Origin of the sequence: Halopseudomonas maritima (assembly GCF_021545785.1) — a bacterium.
Lineage (GTDB): Bacteria > Pseudomonadota > Gammaproteobacteria > Pseudomonadales > Pseudomonadaceae > Halopseudomonas > Halopseudomonas maritima.
The window spans coordinates 1,018,413-1,035,252 of the sequence record NZ_CP079801.1; the positions used below are offsets into that span (position 1 = coordinate 1,018,413).

Here is a 16,840-nt window from a genome sequence, read left to right on the forward strand (position 1 = left end):
CCGCTCTGGTTGCGAAAAACCCTCGATAAATTGGCGTGCATCATAACAAAGACCGCTTTTGATGAATACCAATTGACCCTATGCCTTCGATTAACCGAATTAATCAGCCTGACGACGCAGGAAGGCCGGAATATCCAGGTAATCGAGATCGTCCGCCGGCTGGCTCAGACGCGCGGCTGCACTGCCGGACGGCTGGTTACGCATTACGGTAGGGCGATCCAGGTCACGGTAGTTCGGCGTACCGGCCTCAGGCTGACGCGCAACCGGCGCCGCCGCAGCGGTATTGTCGACGACCTTGACCGGTTTTTCACGGGCACCCAGACCAGTAGCAACCACGGTAACACGCAGCTCGTCGCGCAGTTCTGGGTCGATAACGGTACCCACCACAACAGTCGCGGACTCGGAAGCAAACTCCTCAACGGTGCTGCCCACTTCGGAGAACTCGCCCAGTGACAGGTCAGGGCCGGCAGTGATGTTAACCAGAATACCGCGGGCACCCATCAGGTTGACGTCTTCAAGCAGCGGGCTGCGAATAGCTGCTTCGGCCGCTTCACGCGCACGGTTCGGGCCGCTGGCGTGACCAGTACCCATCATTGCCATGCCCATTTCGCTCATGACGGTTTTCACGTCGGCGAAGTCGACGTTAATCATACCCGGGCGCATGATCAGGTCAGCGATACCCTGTACGGCGCCAAGCAGTACGTCGTTCGCCTTGCTGAAGGCAGCCAGCAGACTGGCGTCTTTGCCCAGCACGGTCAGCAGTTTTTCGTTCGGGATAGTGATCAGCGAGTCAACATGCTGGCTCAGCTCACGGATACCCTCTTCCGCCACCTGCAGGCGCTTGCGGCCTTCGAACGGGAAGGGCTTGGTGACCACAGCAACGGTCAGGATACCCATTTCGCGCGCCACTTCAGCGACGATCGGCGCAGCACCGGTGCCGGTACCACCGCCCATGCCGGCGGTGATGAACACCATGTCAGAGCCCTGCAGCACTTCAGCAATACGCTCGCGATCCTCGATAGCTGCTTCACGGCCGATCAGCGGGTTGGCGCCAGCGCCCAGGCCCTTGGTGACGCCGGAGCCCAGCTGCAGCACGGTGCGCGCGCTGACGTTTTTCAGTGCCTGGGCATCAGTGTTGGCACAAATGAAGTCAACGCCTTCGACATTGTTGACCACCATGTGCTGCAGGGCGTTACCGCCGCCACCGCCAACGCCGACCACTTTGATTACTGCGTTCTGCGGAACGTTATCGATCAGTTCGAACATGGCCTTTCTCCTTGAAATACTTTTCGTTTCGTTGTCGTTTCGTTTACTGCGTCTTGCCCGCTTTGGCGGGTCTGTTTGCTGTGGGCAACCAAACTAGAAGTTGCCCTGGAACCACTTCTTCATACGCTCGACCACCGACGCCTTGTTACTGTCAGCGGGTTGAGAGCTTTGCTCACCGTGATGCTTGATGCCGTAATGCAGCAGGCCAACACCGGTGGCATAAATCGGGTTGCGGACCACATCGGTCAGCCCCTTGAACTCCTGGGGCATGCCAAGGCGAACCGGCATATGGAAAATCTCTTCGGCCAACTCGATGGCGCCTTCCATCTTGGCTGTGCCGCCGGTTAGCACGATGCCCGCCGGGATCATGTCCTCGAAGCCGGAACGGCGCAGCTCTGCCTGAATCAACGTGAACAGCTCGTCGTAGCGCGGCTCTACCACCTCGGCCAGCGCCTGGCGCGACAGGTCACGCGGTGGGCGCTCACCCACGCTCGGCACCTTGATGGTCTCTTCCGGGCCGGCCAGCTTGGCCAGCGCGCAGGCATAGCGAATCTTGATTTCTTCGGCGTACTGGGTTGGGGTACGCAGCGCCATGGCGATGTCGTTGGTGACCTGATCACCAGCAATCGGAATCACCGCTGTGTGGCGAATCGAACCCTCGGTGAAAATCGCGATATCGGTCGTACCGCCGCCAACATCGACCAGGCAGACGCCCAGCTCTTTCTCGTCCTCGGTCAGTACCGCGTAGGCAGAGGCCAGCTGCTCGAGAATCACGTCCTCGACTTCCAGCCCGCAACGGCGGATACACTTCTCGATGTTCTGCACGGCGTTCAGCGCGCAGGTCACCAGATGCACCTTGGCCTCCAGCCGCACGCCCGACATGCCCAGGGGCTCGCGTACGCCCTCCTGGTTATCAATGACGTATTCCTGCGGCAGGATGTGCAGCACCTTCTGGTCCGCCGGAATGGCAACCGCCTGGCCGGCGTCCAGTACCCGCTCGATATCGGCCTGGACCACCTCACGATCGCGAATCGCCACGATGCCGTTGGAGTTGAGGCTACGGATGTGGTTACCGGCAATACCGGCGTACACCGAGTGAATCTGGCAGCCGGCCATCAGCTCGGCCTCCTCGATGGCACGCTGAATCGACTGCACGGTCGACTCGATGTTGACGACCACTCCCTTCTTGAGTCCGCGCGAGGGATGCGAGCCGATGCCGACAATCTCCAGCTCGCCGTCCGTGCCGATTTCACCAACCAGCGCGACGACCTTGGAGGTGCCGATATCCAGGCCCACAATCATTCTGCTGCCCTGCTTGCTTGCCATAATCTCCCGTTACTCCCCCGCTGTTTCCGCCGTGGCGGCTTCTCGCCAGGCCACGGCCATACCGTTGCTGTAGCGCAGATCTACCCGCGCGATCAGTTCACGACGATCGGACAGCATCAGCTGCTCGATCGTCATGAACCGCTGCATTTTTTCCACCAGATTGTCGCGACCGAGCAGTAGCTGCATGCCGTCCTCGGTGGTCAGGAACCAGCTACCGCGATCACGCAATTCAAGGCTGCTGACCACCATGCCCTGCGGGCGCAACAGACCGCTGAACTGCTGGTACTGACGCATCACCTTGCGCTTGGCGCGCTCAGGCCCGCTGAGGCGGGGCAGCTCGCTGAAGTTGCCAATATTCTGCGGCATGAATGCCTTGCCTTCGTTATTCAGTAGTGCACTGCTACCCCAACGCGCGACCGGCAACTGTTCATCCAGCTGAATCACCAGACGGTCCGGCCAAACGCGACGCACCGAGGCCTGCGCTACCCAGGGCATGGCCTGCAGGTCCGCGTGCAAGCCATCCAGATCGATGACCAGAAAGCTCTCCTGCAGATAGGGCTCGATTACTGCCTGCACGGCATCACCGTCGATGTACTGCAGGTCTCCCTCAACGCTGATCAGCGCAATCGGGCGATCAGCCAGCGGCATCAGGCGGCTACCCAGCTCGTAGAGCCCCATCCCCAGCGCGACCAGCAACAAAGGCCACAGCAGCTGCTGCAAGCGCCGTCCAACACCCTGCAGGCCTGCGGTCGGCAAGCGCAGGCGCGGCATCTGCCGGGGCTGCGCTGGCTGTACGCGCACGGCGCCACGACTGCCTGCCTTGCGGCGGGGCGGCGGTGGAGCACTGCGAGTATCGCGAATAGCCTGCATTGGTTGTCCGTTAGTTGAGGGTGCCGGCCAAGATGGCCAGAACCAGATCGCTAAAACTCATGCCGGTGGCCTTGGCGGCCATGGGCACGAGGCTGTGGTCGGTCATGCCGGGAACGGTATTGACCTCCAGCAGGTAAAAATTGCCCTGCTCATCCTGCATCACATCCACCCGCCCCCAGCCCTTGCAGCCGACGGCCTGGAAGGCGCGCAGGCTCAACGCCTTTAGCTGCGCCTCCTGCTCTGCCGGCAGCCCGCAGGGGCACAGGTATTGGGTGTCGTTGGCCTGATACTTGGCTTCGTAGTCGTAAAAGGTGTGCGGCGTGTGCAGACGAATCGGCGGCAAGGCCTGACCGTCAAGAATCGCCACCGTGAACTCGGCGCCGTGTACCCATTGCTCGACCAGCGCCTCGCTGTCGTAGGCGAGCGCAGCCTGCCACGCGTCCTGCAGCTGCTGCAGGCTGTCGGCTTTGGCCATGCCAATGCTGGAGCCTTCATGCAGCGGCTTGATAATCAGCGGCGCACCGAGGCGCTCTACAATCTCGGCACACTGGCCGGCGTCCTGCAACATGGCGTAAGCCGGCGTCGGCAAGCCAAGGCTCTGCCAGATCTGCTTGGTGCGCAGCTTGTCCATGCCGATGGCCGAGGCCATGACGCCACTGCCGGTGTAAGGGATGTGCAGACTCTCGAGCAGCCCTTGCAGGCTGCCGTCCTCACCGCCGCGTCCGTGCAGGGCGATAAACACCCGATCCGGCCGCTCGTTCAAAAGCTGTTCAGCCAGTTGCGGGCCAGCGTCGATGCCGTAGGCATCGACACCAGCACTCTGCAGCGCTTCAAGCACGGCAGCGCCGGATTTGAGGGACACCGCGCGCTCGGCAGAGCTACCGCCGAACAGCACCGCTACCCGCCCGAATACAGATGCGTCGACCATCAGGCTTGCCCCTCCCGTGACCGCGTTGCCAGGGCGTCCGCCAACTGCACCGACAGCCCACCAATATCGCCGGCACCCTGGGTCAGCAGGATGTCGCCCGGTTGCAGCACCGCTTGGAGCAGCGGCATGACGTCGGCATCGCGCTCGACGTAGATGGGGTCCAGCTGACCGCGCTGACGAATACTGCGACACAGATGCTTACTGTCTGCGCCCGTCACCGGCTCTTCGCCGGCGGGATAGACTTCCATCAGCAGCAGCGCATTGGCCTCGCCCAGCACCTGTACAAAATCTTCATAGAGATCACGGGTACGGCTGTAACGGTGCGGCTGATAGAGCATGACCAGGCGCCGCTCTGGCCAGCCGGCGCGCACGGCCTTGATTACCGCTGCCACCTCACGCGGATGGTGGCCGTAATCGTCTACCAGCATGATTTCGCCTTCACCCCAGGTGTAATTGCCCTGCACCTGGAAACGGCGACCGACGCCCTGGAACCCTGCCAGGCCATCGACGATGGCGCGATCAGACACACCCTCGTCGGTCGCTACCGCGATGGTGGCCAGCGAGTTCAGCACGTTATGCACACCCGGCATATTGACCGATACCTGGAGTGGCTCGCGTCCCTCACGCAGCACGGTGAAAAAGGTCTGCATGCCGCGCTGGTGGATGTCGACGGCACGGATGTCGGCATCCTCGGATTGTCCGTAGGTAATTACCTGACGATTAATCTGCGGCAAAATCTCGCGCACCACCGGATCGTCGATGCACAGCACTGCCAGTCCGTAGAACGGCAGGTTGTGCAAAAACTCGACGAAGGTGCGCTTTAGCTTGCTGAAGTCACCTTCGTAGGTCTCCATGTGATCGGCGTCGATGTTGGTGACGATCGCCACCATCGGCTGCAAGTGCAGGAAAGACGCGTCGCTCTCATCGGCCTCGGCCACCAGATAGCGGCTTTCGCCCAGCTGGGCGTTGGTACCGGCAGCGGTCAGTTTGCCGCCAATCACGAAGGTCGGGCTCATGCCATCAGCCGCCAGCACAGAGGCGATCAGACTGGTGGTGGTGGTTTTGCCGTGGGTACCGGCAACGGCGATGCCGTGGCGATAACGCATCAGCTCGGCCAGCATCTCGGCACGTGGCACGACCGGAATACGCTGCTCGATAGCGGCGGCAACTTCCGGGTTTTGCGGATTGATGGCACTGGAGACCACCAACACATCGGCCTGCTGCAAGTTCTCGGCGCGGTGGCCAATATCCACCCGTGCGCCAAAGGACTCCAGGCGTTCGGTGACAGCCGAGCGCTTGAGGTCGGAGCCGGAAACCTGATACCCAAGGTTCAGCAATACTTCGGCAATGCCGCACATGCCCACCCCACCAATACCGACAAAGTGGATACGGCGGATGCGGCGCATTTCCGGCAGGGTAAAAGTGGCCTGAGTACGCTTGTTAGTGCTCACGGGCGACCTCCATGCAGGCGCGGACCACATCGGCGGTCGCGTTGGGGGTGGCTTGCTCTCGGGCTCGTTGGGCCATTTGCTGCAGCTGCTCCGGGTTGTTCATATAAGTCATCAAGGTGTTAGCCAATTGCTCGGCATCAAGTTCTTTTTGCGGCATCAGCACGGCAGCACCACGGTCAGCCAGGTAACGAGCGTTGGCTGTCTGGTGATCGTCGATGGCGTGCGGCAGCGGAATCAGCAGCGAGGGCCGACCAGCTGCAGCCAGCTCGCAAACGGTCAGCGCGCCAGCGCGGCAGATCACCAGGTCAGCCCAGGCATAGGCACCCGCCATGTCGGCGATAAAGGCTTCCACTTCTGCACGCACGCCGGCCTGGTCGTAGGCTTCTCGAGCCAGCAACAAGTGCTGCTTGCCACACTGATGCACCACCTGCGGCCGCTGCGCCGGCTCGATTGCCGCCAGGGCTGCCGGCACCAGCTTGTTCAGCGGCATCGCGCCGAGGCTGCCGCCCAACACCAACAGACGAAGCGGACGACTGCCATCCCAGCTCATCGCCGGGGTGGCAAAGATATCGTCGCGCACCGGGTTACCGGTGCTGCGGCGGTCTGCGCCTTCGGCAAAGCTGCCGGCAAACCCTTCACAGCGGCGTTTGGCCAGACGTGCCAGCAGACGGTTGGCGGTGCCGACCACCGCGTTCTGTTCGTGGATCACCAGCGGGATACGACGCAACCAGGCTGCCAGACCGCCCGGTCCGGTGACGTAGCCGCCGGCACCCAGTACGCAGATCGGCTGCAACTGCTTGAGTAGCTTTAGCGACTGCCCCAGCGCGCGCAGGATACGGAACGGCGCCTTCAGCAGGTCCAGCTTGCCCTTGCCGCGCAGCCCCTGAATGTCGATGTAATGGATCGGGAAGCCAGCCTGGGGAACCAGGTCCACTTCGATGCCGCGGCGGGTACCCAGCCAATGCACCTCATAGCCCTGCTCCTTGAGCAGCCGGGCGCACGCCAATGCCGGAAATACGTGTCCGCCGGTGCCACCAGCCATTACCAGTACCTTATTACTCATTGCTGGCCTCCTGACGCGGTTGACGGCGTTCCCAGTCGATGCGCAGTAACAAACCAAGGCAGATGCAACACACCACCAGCGAGCTACCGCCATAACTGAGGAACGGCAGCGTTAGCCCCTTGGTTGGTAACAGGCCGATGTTGACCCCCACGTTAATCAGAATCTGCCCGCACCACATGATCGCCAGACCGTAAGCCAGATAGGCATGAAACAGCATGCCCTCGCGCTCGGCAGCCAGACCAACGTACAGGCCACGCACGGCCACAAAGATCAGCAGGGCAAAGGCCGCCAGCGCACCGATCATGCCCAGCTCTTCGGCCATCACGGCAAACACAAAGTCGGTGTGCGCTTCAGGCAGGTAGAACTGCTTCTGGATACTGTTGCCCAGTCCCACGCCAAACCACTCGCCCCGCCCAAAGGCGATCAACGCCTGAGTCAGCTGATAACCGGTGCCGTACGGGTCCTGCCAAGGGTCGAGAAAGCCTGTCAGACGCTGCAAACGGTAGGGCTCCGCCCACACGGCCAGCGCCGCCAGCGCGCCGAGCGAGCCAAACAGCAGCAGGAAGCGGAACAAGCCAACGCCGCCCAAAAACAGCATGCCGGTAGCCGCACCCAGCAGCACCACGGTGGCACCAAAGTCGGGCTCGACAATCAGCAGGCAGGCCATTGGGCCCAGTACCATGAAGGGCTTGATAAAGCCGAACCAGGCCTCTTTGACCTCGTCCTGTCGATGCACCAGATAACCGGCCAGGAAGACCACGGCAAAGAGTTTGGCCAGCTCGGAGGGCTGAATGTTGATCGGACCAACGCCAATCCAGCGCCAGCTACCATTGACCTCGCGGCCGATGCCGGGAATCAACACCGCCACCAGCAGGGCAAAGCCCATAAACAGCAACAGAAAGCGGAAACGCTCCCACACCGCGACCGGCACCGACAGCGTCGCAGCCAGCGCCACCAGGCCAATCAGCAGATAAACGATCTGGCGATTCATGTAATACAACGGGCTGCCGAGGCGCCCGGCCGCCACTTCCATCGATGCCGATGTCACCATGATCAGGCCCAGTGCCAGCAAGCCAAAGGCGCCAACCAACAGCGGCATATCCATATCAAAACGCCGTGCGCCAATCAGCGGCGCGGCGACTTCACGCAGGTTGAGAGACAGGTTCATGCGCCCAGCCTCCCGACCGCCTCGGCAAACAGCCGACCACGCTCTTCAAAGTTGCGGAACATATCCAGGCTGGCGCAGGCCGGTGACAGCAATACCAGATCGCCCGGCTCGGCCACCTCAGCTGCGATGCTGACCGCTTCCTCAATGGAGGCGACGCGGTGCTGGACCACCGCATCACCCAGCGCAGCACTCAGACGGCCAGCATCGCGGCCAAGCAGCACCACCGCCCGGCAGTGCGCCGCGACGGGCGCCTGCAGCGGCGCGAAGTCGGCGCCCTTGCCATCGCCACCAGCGATCAGTACCAGCTTGCCGGTCATGTCTGCAGCAAAACCATTGATCGCCGCCAGGGCAGCGCCCACATTGGTGGCCTTGGAGTCGTCGAAGTAAGACACGTCCTGATGGCTACCAACCCACTGACAGCGGTGCGGCAGGCCGGTAAAGTTGCGCAGGGTTTCCAGCATGGCTGGCATCGGCAGGCCGGCTGACAGCCCCAACGCCAACGCAGCCAGGGCGTTGGACTGATTGTGCGCGCCGCGCATTTTCAGCTCACGGGTTGGCATAAGGGGGGTAAATTCATGGGCCAGCCAGCTTTCACCATCCTGTTCGATCAAACCAAAGCCTTTGAAGTCGGGGCGGGACAGCCCAAAGGTGAGGCGCGGCAGGTCATCGGCTACCAGCGGACGCGATAGCGCATCATCGCGGTTCACCACCACATGCTGCGCACCGCGGAAAATGCGGTGTTTGGCAAGGTGGTAAGTAGCCAGGCTGGCGTAGCGATCCATGTGGTCTTCGCTGATATTCAGCACCGTCGCCACCAGCGCGTTCAGGTTCTGGGTGGTCTCCAGCTGAAAGCTCGACAGCTCCAGCACGTACAACTCCGGCTGCTCATCCAGCAGGTCCAGCGCGGGTGTACCCAGGTTGCCGCCCACCGCCACCTTGACGCCGGCCGCCGCAGCCATCTCACCGACCAACGTGGTGACGGTACTTTTGGCGTTGGAGCCGGTGATCGCCACAATCGGCGCCTTGGCCGCACGGGCGAACAGCTCAATGTCACCCACGATGCTGACGCCCGCCTTGGCCGCAGCCTGCAGCGCGGGGGTTGCCAGTGCTACGCCGGGGCTGACGATCAGCTCATCGGCAGCGCACAGCAGCGCTTCATCCAGCTCGCCCAGATACAGATCGGCCATGGGGGCGAAACGCTTCAGTTTCTCCAGCCCGGGCGGATTCTCACGGGTGTCGGCCACGGCAAAGGACAGGCCCTGGCCCGCCAGATAACGGGCGACCGAGAGCCCGCTGCTGCCGAGCCCGACGATGATCCGTTGCTTGTCCGTGGTAATCAGTGACACGCCCTGCTCCTCAACGCAGCTTCAATGTGGCCAGGCCGATCAGCACCAGTACAACGGTGATGATCCAGAAGCGCACAATCACACGCGGTTCTGGCCAGCCTTTGAGTTCAAAGTGGTGATGGATCGGCGCCATACGGAATACCCGGCGACCGGTCAGCTTGAACGACGCCACCTGCACGATCACCGACAGCGTCTCCACCACGAAAATGCCGCCCATGATGAACAGCACAATTTCCTGCCGCACGATCACGGCGATCACGCCCAGCGCCGCGCCCAGTGCCAGCGCGCCCACATCACCCATAAAGACCTGGGCCGGATAAGTGTTGAACCAGAGAAAGCCCAGACCTGCGCCCAGCAGCGCGCCGCAGAAGATGATCAACTCGCCGGCACCCGGCACGTAGGGGATCAGCAGGTATTCCGCGAACTTGGCGTTACCGGACAGGTAGGCAAAGATGCCCAATGCGCCACCGACCATCACCGTCGGCATGATGGCCAGACCATCCAGCCCGTCGGTCAGGTTGACCGCGTTACTGGAGCCCACAATGACGAAGTAGGTCAGCACCACGAACAGGATGCCCAGCTGAAACTCGACCTGCTTGAAGAACGGCACGATCAGCGTGGTCTCGACCGGCGTTTTCGCTGCCATATAGAGGATGATTGCCGCAGCCAGACCAAAAACGGACTGCCAGAAATACTTCCAGCGCGACGGCAGGCCACGGGAGTTTTTCTCGATTACCTTGCGGTAGTCATCTACCCAGCCCACCGCACCGAAGCTGATGGTCACACCCAGCACGACCCAGACGTACAGGTTGCGCAGATCAGCCCACAGCAAGGTGGCAATACCGATCGCCACCAGAATCAGCGCACCACCCATGGTCGGCGTGCCCTTTTTGGACAGGTGCGACTGCGGGCCATCGTTGCGAACCGACTGACCAATCTGGCGAGTCTGCAACGTGCGAATCATCCACGGCCCCAGGAACAGCGCGATAGCCAGCGCGGTCAGCACGCCCAGAATGCCGCGCAGGGTCAGGTACTGAAAGACCGAAAAGCCGGAGTAGTACTGCTGGAGAAACTCGGCGAGGAAAAGCAACATGTCAGCTGGCCCCGTTATCGTTGTTGAGCGTGTCAGCCGGGGCCAGAAGGCCGGCGACGACGGTATCCATGCCCGCGCTACGCGAGCCTTTCACCAACACCCGCGTGTTGGCATCCAAAGCGGGCGCCAGTGCAGCGACCAGCGCCTCGCGGCTGTCAAACAGGTGTCCCTGCTCGCCAAAGGCCTCTACGGCCAGCGCCGACAGGCGGCCGGTCGCGTACAAGGCGTCGAGCCCCGCCTTGCGGGCGTGCTCACCCACGTCGCGGTGGCTCTGCTCGGCCCACTCACCCAGCTCGCCCATATCGCCTAACGCCAGAATGCGCTTGCCGTCCAGGCTGGCCAGCAGATCAATGGCAGCAATAACCGATGCGGGGTTGGCGTTGTAGGCGTCATCGATAATCTGCGCGCCACCCAGCCCGGCGGACCAGTTACCACGACCATCGACAGGTGCCAAAGCACCAAGCCCGTTGGCGATGGCAGCCAGATCGGCGCCCGCCTGCAGAGCAGCCCCGGCGGCGGCCAGCGCATTGGCAACGTTGTGCATGCCGCGCAGCTGCAACCGCACCGTCACCGCGCCCTCAGGCGTAATCAGGTTAAAGTGCGGGCGACCTTGCTCGTCCAGCTCAAGCGCCTCGGCGCGCAGCTGCGCAGTCGGATTCTTCAGACTGAAGGAGCTGGCAGTGCGGCGGCTGCCGAGCAGCTGATACCACTGTTCGAACCAGAGGCTGTCCAGGTTCAGCACCGCATGACCGCCGGCCGGCAGAGCAGAGACAATTTCGCCCTTGGCCTTGGCAATGCTCTCGGGGCTGCCGAAGCGGCCGACGTGGGCCATCTCGGCGTTGGTCAGCACACTGATCTGCGGCTTGACCAGGCCCATGCTGTAATTGATATCGCCCACCTGGGCTGCGCCCATCTCGATCACCGCAAAGCGATGCTCAGAGGTCAGCTGCAGCAGCGTCAGCGGCACACCCAGCTCGTTATTCAGGTTGCCGCGCGTGGCCAGCACCGGACCGCATTCGCGCAGTACCGCAGCCAGCATTTCCTTGACTGTGGTTTTGCCGCTGGAGCCGGTAATGCCGATTACCGTGCCGTCAAACTGCTTGCGCACCAGGGCGGCCAGACTGCCCAGCGCCAGCTGGCAGTCATGCACCAGCAGCTGCGGCAGCGGATCATCCACCAGGTACTCGACCATGGCTGCCGCTGCGCCGTTTTCACGGGCCTGGGCGACAAAGTCATGGCCGTTGCTGCGGCTGCCAGCCAGGGCAACAAACAGGCCGCCGCGCTCGACGGTACGAGCATCAATACTGACGCTGTCAAAATGGGTATCGACCCCGTTGAGGGTCGCCATCAGGGGTTTCAGCAGGTCGCTCAGGCGCAGCGCTTCAAGCATGACTGGCCTCCCACTGCTGCAGAGCCTGACCGGCTTGTTCAATATCGCTAAAGGGGTGACGCACGCCGTCGATCTCCTGGTAATTCTCGTGACCCTTGCCGGCGAGCAGAATCACATCGCCGGTCTGTGCAGCAGCAATCGTCTGAGCGATTGCCTGTGCACGGTTGGGTATGACGGTCAACGCCTGCGGGTGTTCCGCACCCTGACAAACTTGTTCGATGATCTGTGCCGATGCCTCGGTACGAGGGTTGTCATCGGTCACTACCACTTTCGCTGCATGCTGCTCGGCAATGCGCGCCATCAACGGCCGCTTGCCGTTGTCACGATCGCCGCCGCAGCCGAATACGCAGATCACCCGCCCGGCCGCGTGCTCGTGCAGGGCGACCAGCGCCTTTTCCAGCGCATCCGGGGTGTGTGCGTAATCCACCACCACCAGCGGCAGCGTGCCGCCACCCAGACGCTGCATGCGCCCTGCCGGTGGCAGCAGTGAAGCGACCTGTGCCAGCGCGGCGCTTACCTCGATGCCAAGCGCCAGCAGACTGCCGAGCACCGCGAGCAGGTTGCTGAGGTTGAAGCGACCGAGCAGCGGGCTGCGCAGGTTGAATTCTTTACCCTGAACAACCAGACGGGCAGTCAGCCCCAGGCTGTCGCACTGCACATCGGCGCAGCACAGCGCCGCACTGCTGTCCTGCAAGCTAAACCCCATAACCGGACAGGCGCAGCCGGCGGCCAACTCCCGGCCAAAGCTGTCATCCAGATTGATCACTGCCGCACTGAGCGGGCGCTTGAACAGCTCGGCCTTGGCCTCGCCGTAGGCTTGCATACTGCCGTGGTAATCCAGGTGATCGCGGCTCAGGTTGGTGAACACGCCAACCGCAAAGCGCACCGCCGCGACCCGCTGCTGATCGAGCGCGTGGGACGACACCTCCATGGCGACCTGGCGCGCGCCCTCTGCCTGCAGGCTGGCCAACTGGCGCTGCACGGCAAGGGCATCGGGGGTGGTCATGCCATGATCGACCAGTGCATCGGGGAAACCGCTACCCAGGGTACCGATCACGCCGCAGCGCGAACCCAACTGATTCAGCGCCTGGGCCAGCATCTGGCTGACACTGGTTTTGCCGTTGGTGCCGGTAATACCGACTACCTGCAACGCCGAACTTGGCTGACCATAAAAGCGGTCTGCCAGCACCGACAGCTGCTGATGCAAGCCCGCTACCGGGAGCATCGGCACAGCCAGCGCCGGCACCTCAAAGCCAGCCGGCTCATAGGCGACAGCCACCGCACCTGCTGCCACTGCCTGCTCGATATAGCGGCGGCCGTCATGCTGCAGGCCGGGGCATGCCAGGAACAGATCACCGGCCTTCACGCGACGACTGTCCAGAGTCAAACCCTGAATCTCGACATCAGTTTGAGTCAGGCCGGGGAGCAGCTGCGACAGCTTCATCCGCGATCCCCTTCAGCGGGTGGCGCTGGCAGCTCAACCTGCTGTAGCCCGGCCAGGTTGTCCGGCGCGATATTCATTAATCGCAGCACGTTGGACATCAGGCCGCCAAACACCGGCGCCGCAACCAGGCCGCCGTAATAGCCGCCTTCGCTTGGCTCATCGATCACCACGGCGATGGCGATACGCGGATCGGTGCTTGGCCCGAAGCCGGCAAACAGAGACCGATAGGAGTCTTCGCGATAACCTTTATTGGAGGTACTGGCCTTGCGCGCCGTGCCGCTCTTGCCGGAAACATGGTAGCCGGGCACCCGCGCACGGAAGGTGCCGCCTTCGGCCTCAATCACATGCTGCAGCATGGTTTGCACCAGACGGGTAGCGTCTTCCGGCAATACTTGCTCGCCGACGGGCTGCTCGTTGACCTGCAGCAGTGACATCGGCACCTTGCGACCGTCATTGGCCAAAATGGCGTACGCCTGCGCCAGTTGCACGGCAGTGACCGAGAGACCGTAGCCGTAGGACAGCGCTGCGGTCTCTGCAGAGCGCCATGTGCGGTAGGTCGGCAACTTGCCGACGCCCTCACCCGGGAAGCCGACACCGGTGTACTCACCCAGCCCGACCGCCTGCATGGCGTCGTGCACGGCTTCGCCACCGATATCCAGCGCTACCTTACTCATGCCGACGTTACTGGACTTGAGCAGAATGCCGCCCAGGTCCAGCACGCCGCCCGGAGCACGCGACACGTCGCGAATGGTGTACTGACCAATGCGCAGGGTGCCGGGATACACGTTGACCTGATCGCTCGGTTTCCAGCGGCCAGTGGCCAGCGCCGCCGTCATGGAAATGGGCTTCATGGTCGAGCCCGGCTCAAACACGTCGATCATGGCGCGGTTGCGCATCATGCTCGGCTGCAGGTTAGAGCGGTTATTCGGGTTGTACGACGGGTGGTTGACCATGGCCAGCACTTCGCCGGTCTTCACATCCAGAATCACCACCGAGCCGGCCTTGGCGCCAAACTCCTGCATGCCTTCGCGCAGTTCGCGGTGGGCCAGATACTGCAGGCGCAGGTCAATGGACAGGCGCAGGTCGTTGCCCGGCCGGGCGTTGCTGACTACCTGCACATCCTTGATCAGACGGCCACGGCGATCCTGCAGCACCTGCCGTTTGCCCGGCACGCCCTGCAACCATTGATCGTAGGCCAGCTCAAGGCCTTCCTGACCCTGCTCGTCCACATTGGTAAAGCCGACCAGGTGCGCTGTCACCTCACCGGCCGGGTAGAAGCGGCGGTATTCTTCGATGCTGTAAACACCGTGCACATCCAGCGCCATGACGGCCTCGCCGTCAGCCGGCGTCATGCGGCGGCGCAGGTAGATGAATTCCTTATCGGCGTTGGCCTTAAGGCGTTCGCTGAAAGTGGACAGGTCGGTACCCAGCGCCGCAGCCAGCGCCGGCCAATGCGTCTGCTGGTCAATCAGCTGCGACGGGTTGGCCCAAATGGTCAGCACCGGCGTGCTGATCGCCAACGGCTCACCATTACGGTCCGTGATCTGCCCGCGGTGAGCTGGGATCGGCACGTGCCGCACGCTACGCTTGTCGCCTTGGCTCTTGAGAAAACCCTCATCCAACACGTGCAGTTCGGCAATGCGCCAGGCCACTGCCACGCAGCACAGGCCCAGCACACCAATCACCAGGCGAAAACGCCAGGGATAAAGGCTGCCGTTGGACTTGAAGGCGAACTTTTTCATGGCTGCACCAGAATCACGTCGCTCGGCTCTGGCACTTTCATGCCAAGCTGGTCGATAGCGATACGCTCTATGCGGCTATACGCGGTCCAGGTGCTTTGCTCCAGCACCAGTCGCCCCCATTCAGCCTGCGCCTTTTCGCGCACATCCATTTCAGCGGCCAGCTCGTTCAGCAACTGACGGCTCCAATGCGCACTGAAGGAAACCGCCAGCGCGCTGGCAATCACCAGCACGGCGACCAGCAGCAACCAGCCGCTGCCAGCTGGCAGGCCGGAACGGCGAGCTTGCGGCGCCGAGGCAGTCATCAACGCTTCTCCGCTACGCGCAGCACGGCGCTGCGGGCACGGGGGTTGGCGTCCACCTCGGCGGCGCTCGGCTTGATCGCCTTGCCCACCAGGTTGATGGATACCGGGATGTCGATATCGCGAATGGGCAGGTCACGCGGGATAGGCGCACCCTTGGCTTCACGACGCATGTACTGCTTGACCATGCGATCTTCGAGTGAGTGAAAGCTGATCACCGCCAGCCGGCCGCCGGGCGCCAGCACATCAAGCGCCGCACGCAGGCCGTCAGCCAAGTCGTCCAGCTCGCGGTTAATAAAGATACGAATACCTTGAAACGCGCGGGTGGCCGGGTGCTTGCCCTTTTCCCACGCGGGGTTGGCTTCTTTGATGACCGCAGCAAGATCAGCGGTGCGGGTAAACGGCTGCTCAGCGCGGCGAGTGACAACGGCGCGCGCCATACGCTTGGCAAAGCGTTCTTCGCCGTACTCCTTGAGCACAGTGGCAATATCAGCCTCGCTGGCGCTGTTGATCCAGTCGGCGGCGCTCTGGCCAGCGGAGGGATTCATGCGCATATCCAGCGGTCCGTCGTTGAGAAAACTGAAGCCGCGAGTCGGATCATCCAGCTGCGGCGAGGACACGCCCAGATCCAGCAGAACGCCCTGAACTTGCCCGGCCAGACCGCGCGCGCGCAGCTCGTCGGCCATCTCGGCAAAGGTGCGCTGTACAACGACAAAGCGGCCGTCTTCGGCCGCTAGCTGGTCGCCAACCCGAATGGCCTCTGGATCTTTATCGAAGGCGATGAGCCTGCCCTCCGGCCCGAGCTGCGCAAGCAGCGCGCGGCTGTGCCCGCCGCGCCCGAAAGTCCCGTCGATATAAAGGCCGTCAGCTTGAATGGCCAAACCGTCAAGCGCCTCGTTCAGCAGTACGCTGATATGTGAATAACCGGTTGCGGCGCTCATAGACTCAGCGAATGCAGTTGTTCCGGCAGCTCACCGGGTTCCTGCGATTCGTCCAGATAGGCACTGGTGGTAGCCGTCCAGGCTTCTTCACTCCAGAGCTCGAATTTATTGATTTGCCCGACCAGCATGACTTTCTTGTCCAGTCCGGCGTGTTCACGCAGCAGCGGCGGGATGACAAAACGGCCGTTGCTGTCCAGCTCCAGATCGTTGGCGTTACCAATCAGCAGACGCTGCAGGCGCTTGACCGCAGGATTCATGTTCGGCGCCTTGCGCAGCTGCTCTTCGACCACTTCCCACTCGTGCAGCGGGTAGATCCAAAGACAACGCTCCTCCAGCGCAATAGTCGCGACCAATTGCCCGCCACACGACTCCAACAGGCGGTCGCGGTAGCGCGCTGGCACCGCGAGTCGCCCTTTGGCGTCGAGATTGATGGCATTGGCTCCGCGAAACACGTTGCAGTCCTTTTCCTTTGATTGGTGGCCGAAGCGCCAAAATTCCCCACTTCAACCCACT

General features: G+C 62.4%; 15 protein-coding genes. All 15 read right to left on the bottom strand.

Annotated features, from left to right (window positions below; translation table 11 throughout):
• Window positions 1–99: 99 nt before the first annotated feature.
• On the bottom strand, window positions 100–1,266 hold the full coding sequence (gene ftsZ, locus HV822_RS04725; RefSeq protein ID WP_238872611.1) for a cell division protein FtsZ: 1,167 nt from the start codon (window positions 1,264–1,266) through the stop codon (window positions 100–102).
• 93 nt (window positions 1,267–1,359) lie between these two features.
• Window positions 1,360–2,592 (bottom strand): cell division protein FtsA, encoded by a 1,233-nt coding sequence (gene ftsA, locus HV822_RS04730; protein ID WP_238872612.1) that lies wholly within the window; start codon window positions 2,590–2,592, stop codon window positions 1,360–1,362.
• Between the two features lie 9 nt (window positions 2,593–2,601).
• Complete coding sequence (locus HV822_RS04735) at window positions 2,602–3,462, bottom strand: cell division protein FtsQ/DivIB (protein ID WP_238872613.1); 861 nt, start codon at window positions 3,460–3,462, stop codon at window positions 2,602–2,604.
• Between the two features lie 10 nt (window positions 3,463–3,472).
• Window positions 3,473–4,390 (bottom strand): D-alanine--D-alanine ligase, encoded by a 918-nt coding sequence (locus HV822_RS04740; RefSeq protein WP_238872614.1) that lies wholly within the window; start codon window positions 4,388–4,390, stop codon window positions 3,473–3,475.
• Window positions 4,390–5,796: a UDP-N-acetylmuramate--L-alanine ligase gene (gene murC, locus HV822_RS04745; protein WP_238873538.1), complete on the bottom strand. Its 1,407-nt coding sequence runs from the start codon at window positions 5,794–5,796 to the stop codon at window positions 4,390–4,392. The genes HV822_RS04740 and murC overlap by 1 nt, the downstream gene beginning before the upstream one ends.
• A gap of 34 nt (window positions 5,797–5,830) precedes the next feature.
• Entirely contained in the window at window positions 5,831–6,904 is a 1,074-nt protein-coding gene (murG, locus tag HV822_RS04750) for an undecaprenyldiphospho-muramoylpentapeptide beta-N-acetylglucosaminyltransferase (protein WP_238872615.1), read from the bottom strand.
• The gene (gene ftsW, locus HV822_RS04755; protein WP_318035915.1) at window positions 6,897–8,072 is read right to left on the bottom strand and encodes a putative lipid II flippase FtsW; all 1,176 of its coding nucleotides are present in this window, start codon (window positions 8,070–8,072) and stop codon (window positions 6,897–6,899) included. The genes murG and ftsW overlap by 8 nt, the downstream gene beginning before the upstream one ends.
• The gene (gene murD, locus HV822_RS04760; protein WP_238872616.1) at window positions 8,069–9,418 is read right to left on the bottom strand and encodes a UDP-N-acetylmuramoyl-L-alanine--D-glutamate ligase; all 1,350 of its coding nucleotides are present in this window, start codon (window positions 9,416–9,418) and stop codon (window positions 8,069–8,071) included. The genes ftsW and murD overlap by 4 nt, the downstream gene beginning before the upstream one ends.
• Window positions 9,419–9,428: 10 nt before the next feature.
• A complete protein-coding gene (mraY, locus tag HV822_RS04765) occupies window positions 9,429–10,511 on the bottom strand; it encodes a phospho-N-acetylmuramoyl-pentapeptide-transferase (protein WP_238872617.1) in 1,083 nt (360 codons plus the stop codon).
• A 1-nt stretch (window position 10,512) separates the two neighbouring features.
• Window positions 10,513–11,901, bottom strand: a complete 1,389-nt coding sequence (locus HV822_RS04770; RefSeq protein ID WP_238872618.1) for a UDP-N-acetylmuramoyl-tripeptide--D-alanyl-D-alanine ligase — start codon at window positions 11,899–11,901, stop codon at window positions 10,513–10,515.
• Window positions 11,894–13,345, bottom strand: coding sequence for a UDP-N-acetylmuramoyl-L-alanyl-D-glutamate--2,6-diaminopimelate ligase (locus tag HV822_RS04775; protein WP_238872619.1), 1,452 nt, complete (start codon window positions 13,343–13,345; stop codon window positions 11,894–11,896). The genes HV822_RS04770 and HV822_RS04775 overlap by 8 nt, the downstream gene beginning before the upstream one ends.
• Window positions 13,342–15,087, bottom strand: a complete 1,746-nt coding sequence (locus HV822_RS04780) for a peptidoglycan D,D-transpeptidase FtsI family protein (protein ID WP_238872620.1) — start codon at window positions 15,085–15,087, stop codon at window positions 13,342–13,344. Before HV822_RS04780 ends, HV822_RS04775 begins: the two co-directional genes overlap by 4 nt.
• Window positions 15,084–15,389 carry a cell division protein FtsL gene (gene ftsL, locus HV822_RS04785; RefSeq protein ID WP_238872621.1) on the bottom strand — a complete coding sequence of 102 codons (306 nt, stop codon included), beginning with the start codon at window positions 15,387–15,389 and terminating at the stop codon, window positions 15,084–15,086. The genes HV822_RS04780 and ftsL overlap by 4 nt, the downstream gene beginning before the upstream one ends.
• Window positions 15,389–16,327 carry a 16S rRNA (cytosine(1402)-N(4))-methyltransferase RsmH gene (gene rsmH, locus HV822_RS04790; RefSeq protein ID WP_238872622.1) on the bottom strand — a complete coding sequence of 313 codons (939 nt, stop codon included), beginning with the start codon at window positions 16,325–16,327 and terminating at the stop codon, window positions 15,389–15,391. Before rsmH ends, ftsL begins: the two co-directional genes overlap by 1 nt.
• Complete coding sequence (gene mraZ / locus HV822_RS04795) at window positions 16,324–16,779, bottom strand: division/cell wall cluster transcriptional repressor MraZ (RefSeq protein WP_238872623.1); 456 nt, start codon at window positions 16,777–16,779, stop codon at window positions 16,324–16,326. The genes rsmH and mraZ overlap by 4 nt, the downstream gene beginning before the upstream one ends.
• Window positions 16,780–16,840: the final 61 nt, after the last annotated feature.

Excerpts from the sequence above, each read along its gene's own strand:
- HV822_RS04740 (WP_238872614.1), bottom strand. The coding sequence starts at position 4,390 with ATGGTCGACGCATCTGTATTCGGGCGGGTAGCGGTGCTGTTCGGCGGT.
- HV822_RS04780 (WP_238872620.1), bottom strand. The coding sequence starts at position 15,087 with ATGAAAAAGTTCGCCTTCAAGTCCAACGGCAGCCTTTATCCCTGGCGT.
- mraY (WP_238872617.1), bottom strand. The coding sequence starts at position 10,511 with ATGTTGCTTTTCCTCGCCGAGTTTCTCCAGCAGTACTACTCCGGCTTT.
- ftsL (WP_238872621.1), bottom strand. The coding sequence starts at position 15,389 with ATGACTGCCTCGGCGCCGCAAGCTCGCCGTTCCGGCCTGCCAGCTGGC.
- HV822_RS04735 (WP_238872613.1), bottom strand. The coding sequence starts at position 3,462 with ATGCAGGCTATTCGCGATACTCGCAGTGCTCCACCGCCGCCCCGCCGC.
- HV822_RS04770 (WP_238872618.1), bottom strand. The coding sequence starts at position 11,901 with ATGCTTGAAGCGCTGCGCCTGAGCGACCTGCTGAAACCCCTGATGGCG.
- ftsA (WP_238872612.1), bottom strand. The coding sequence starts at position 2,592 with ATGGCAAGCAAGCAGGGCAGCAGAATGATTGTGGGCCTGGATATCGGC.
- rsmH (WP_238872622.1), bottom strand. The coding sequence starts at position 16,327 with ATGAGCGCCGCAACCGGTTATTCACATATCAGCGTACTGCTGAACGAG.
- murC (WP_238873538.1), bottom strand. The coding sequence starts at position 5,796 with ATGCGCCGCATCCGCCGTATCCACTTTGTCGGTATTGGTGGGGTGGGC.
- HV822_RS04775 (WP_238872619.1), bottom strand. The coding sequence starts at position 13,345 with ATGAAGCTGTCGCAGCTGCTCCCCGGCCTGACTCAAACTGATGTCGAG.
- ftsW (WP_318035915.1), bottom strand. The coding sequence starts at position 8,072 with ATGAACCTGTCTCTCAACCTGCGTGAAGTCGCCGCGCCGCTGATTGGC.
- murG (WP_238872615.1), bottom strand. The coding sequence starts at position 6,904 with ATGAGTAATAAGGTACTGGTAATGGCTGGTGGCACCGGCGGACACGTA.
- ftsZ (WP_238872611.1), bottom strand. The coding sequence starts at position 1,266 with ATGTTCGAACTGATCGATAACGTTCCGCAGAACGCAGTAATCAAAGTG.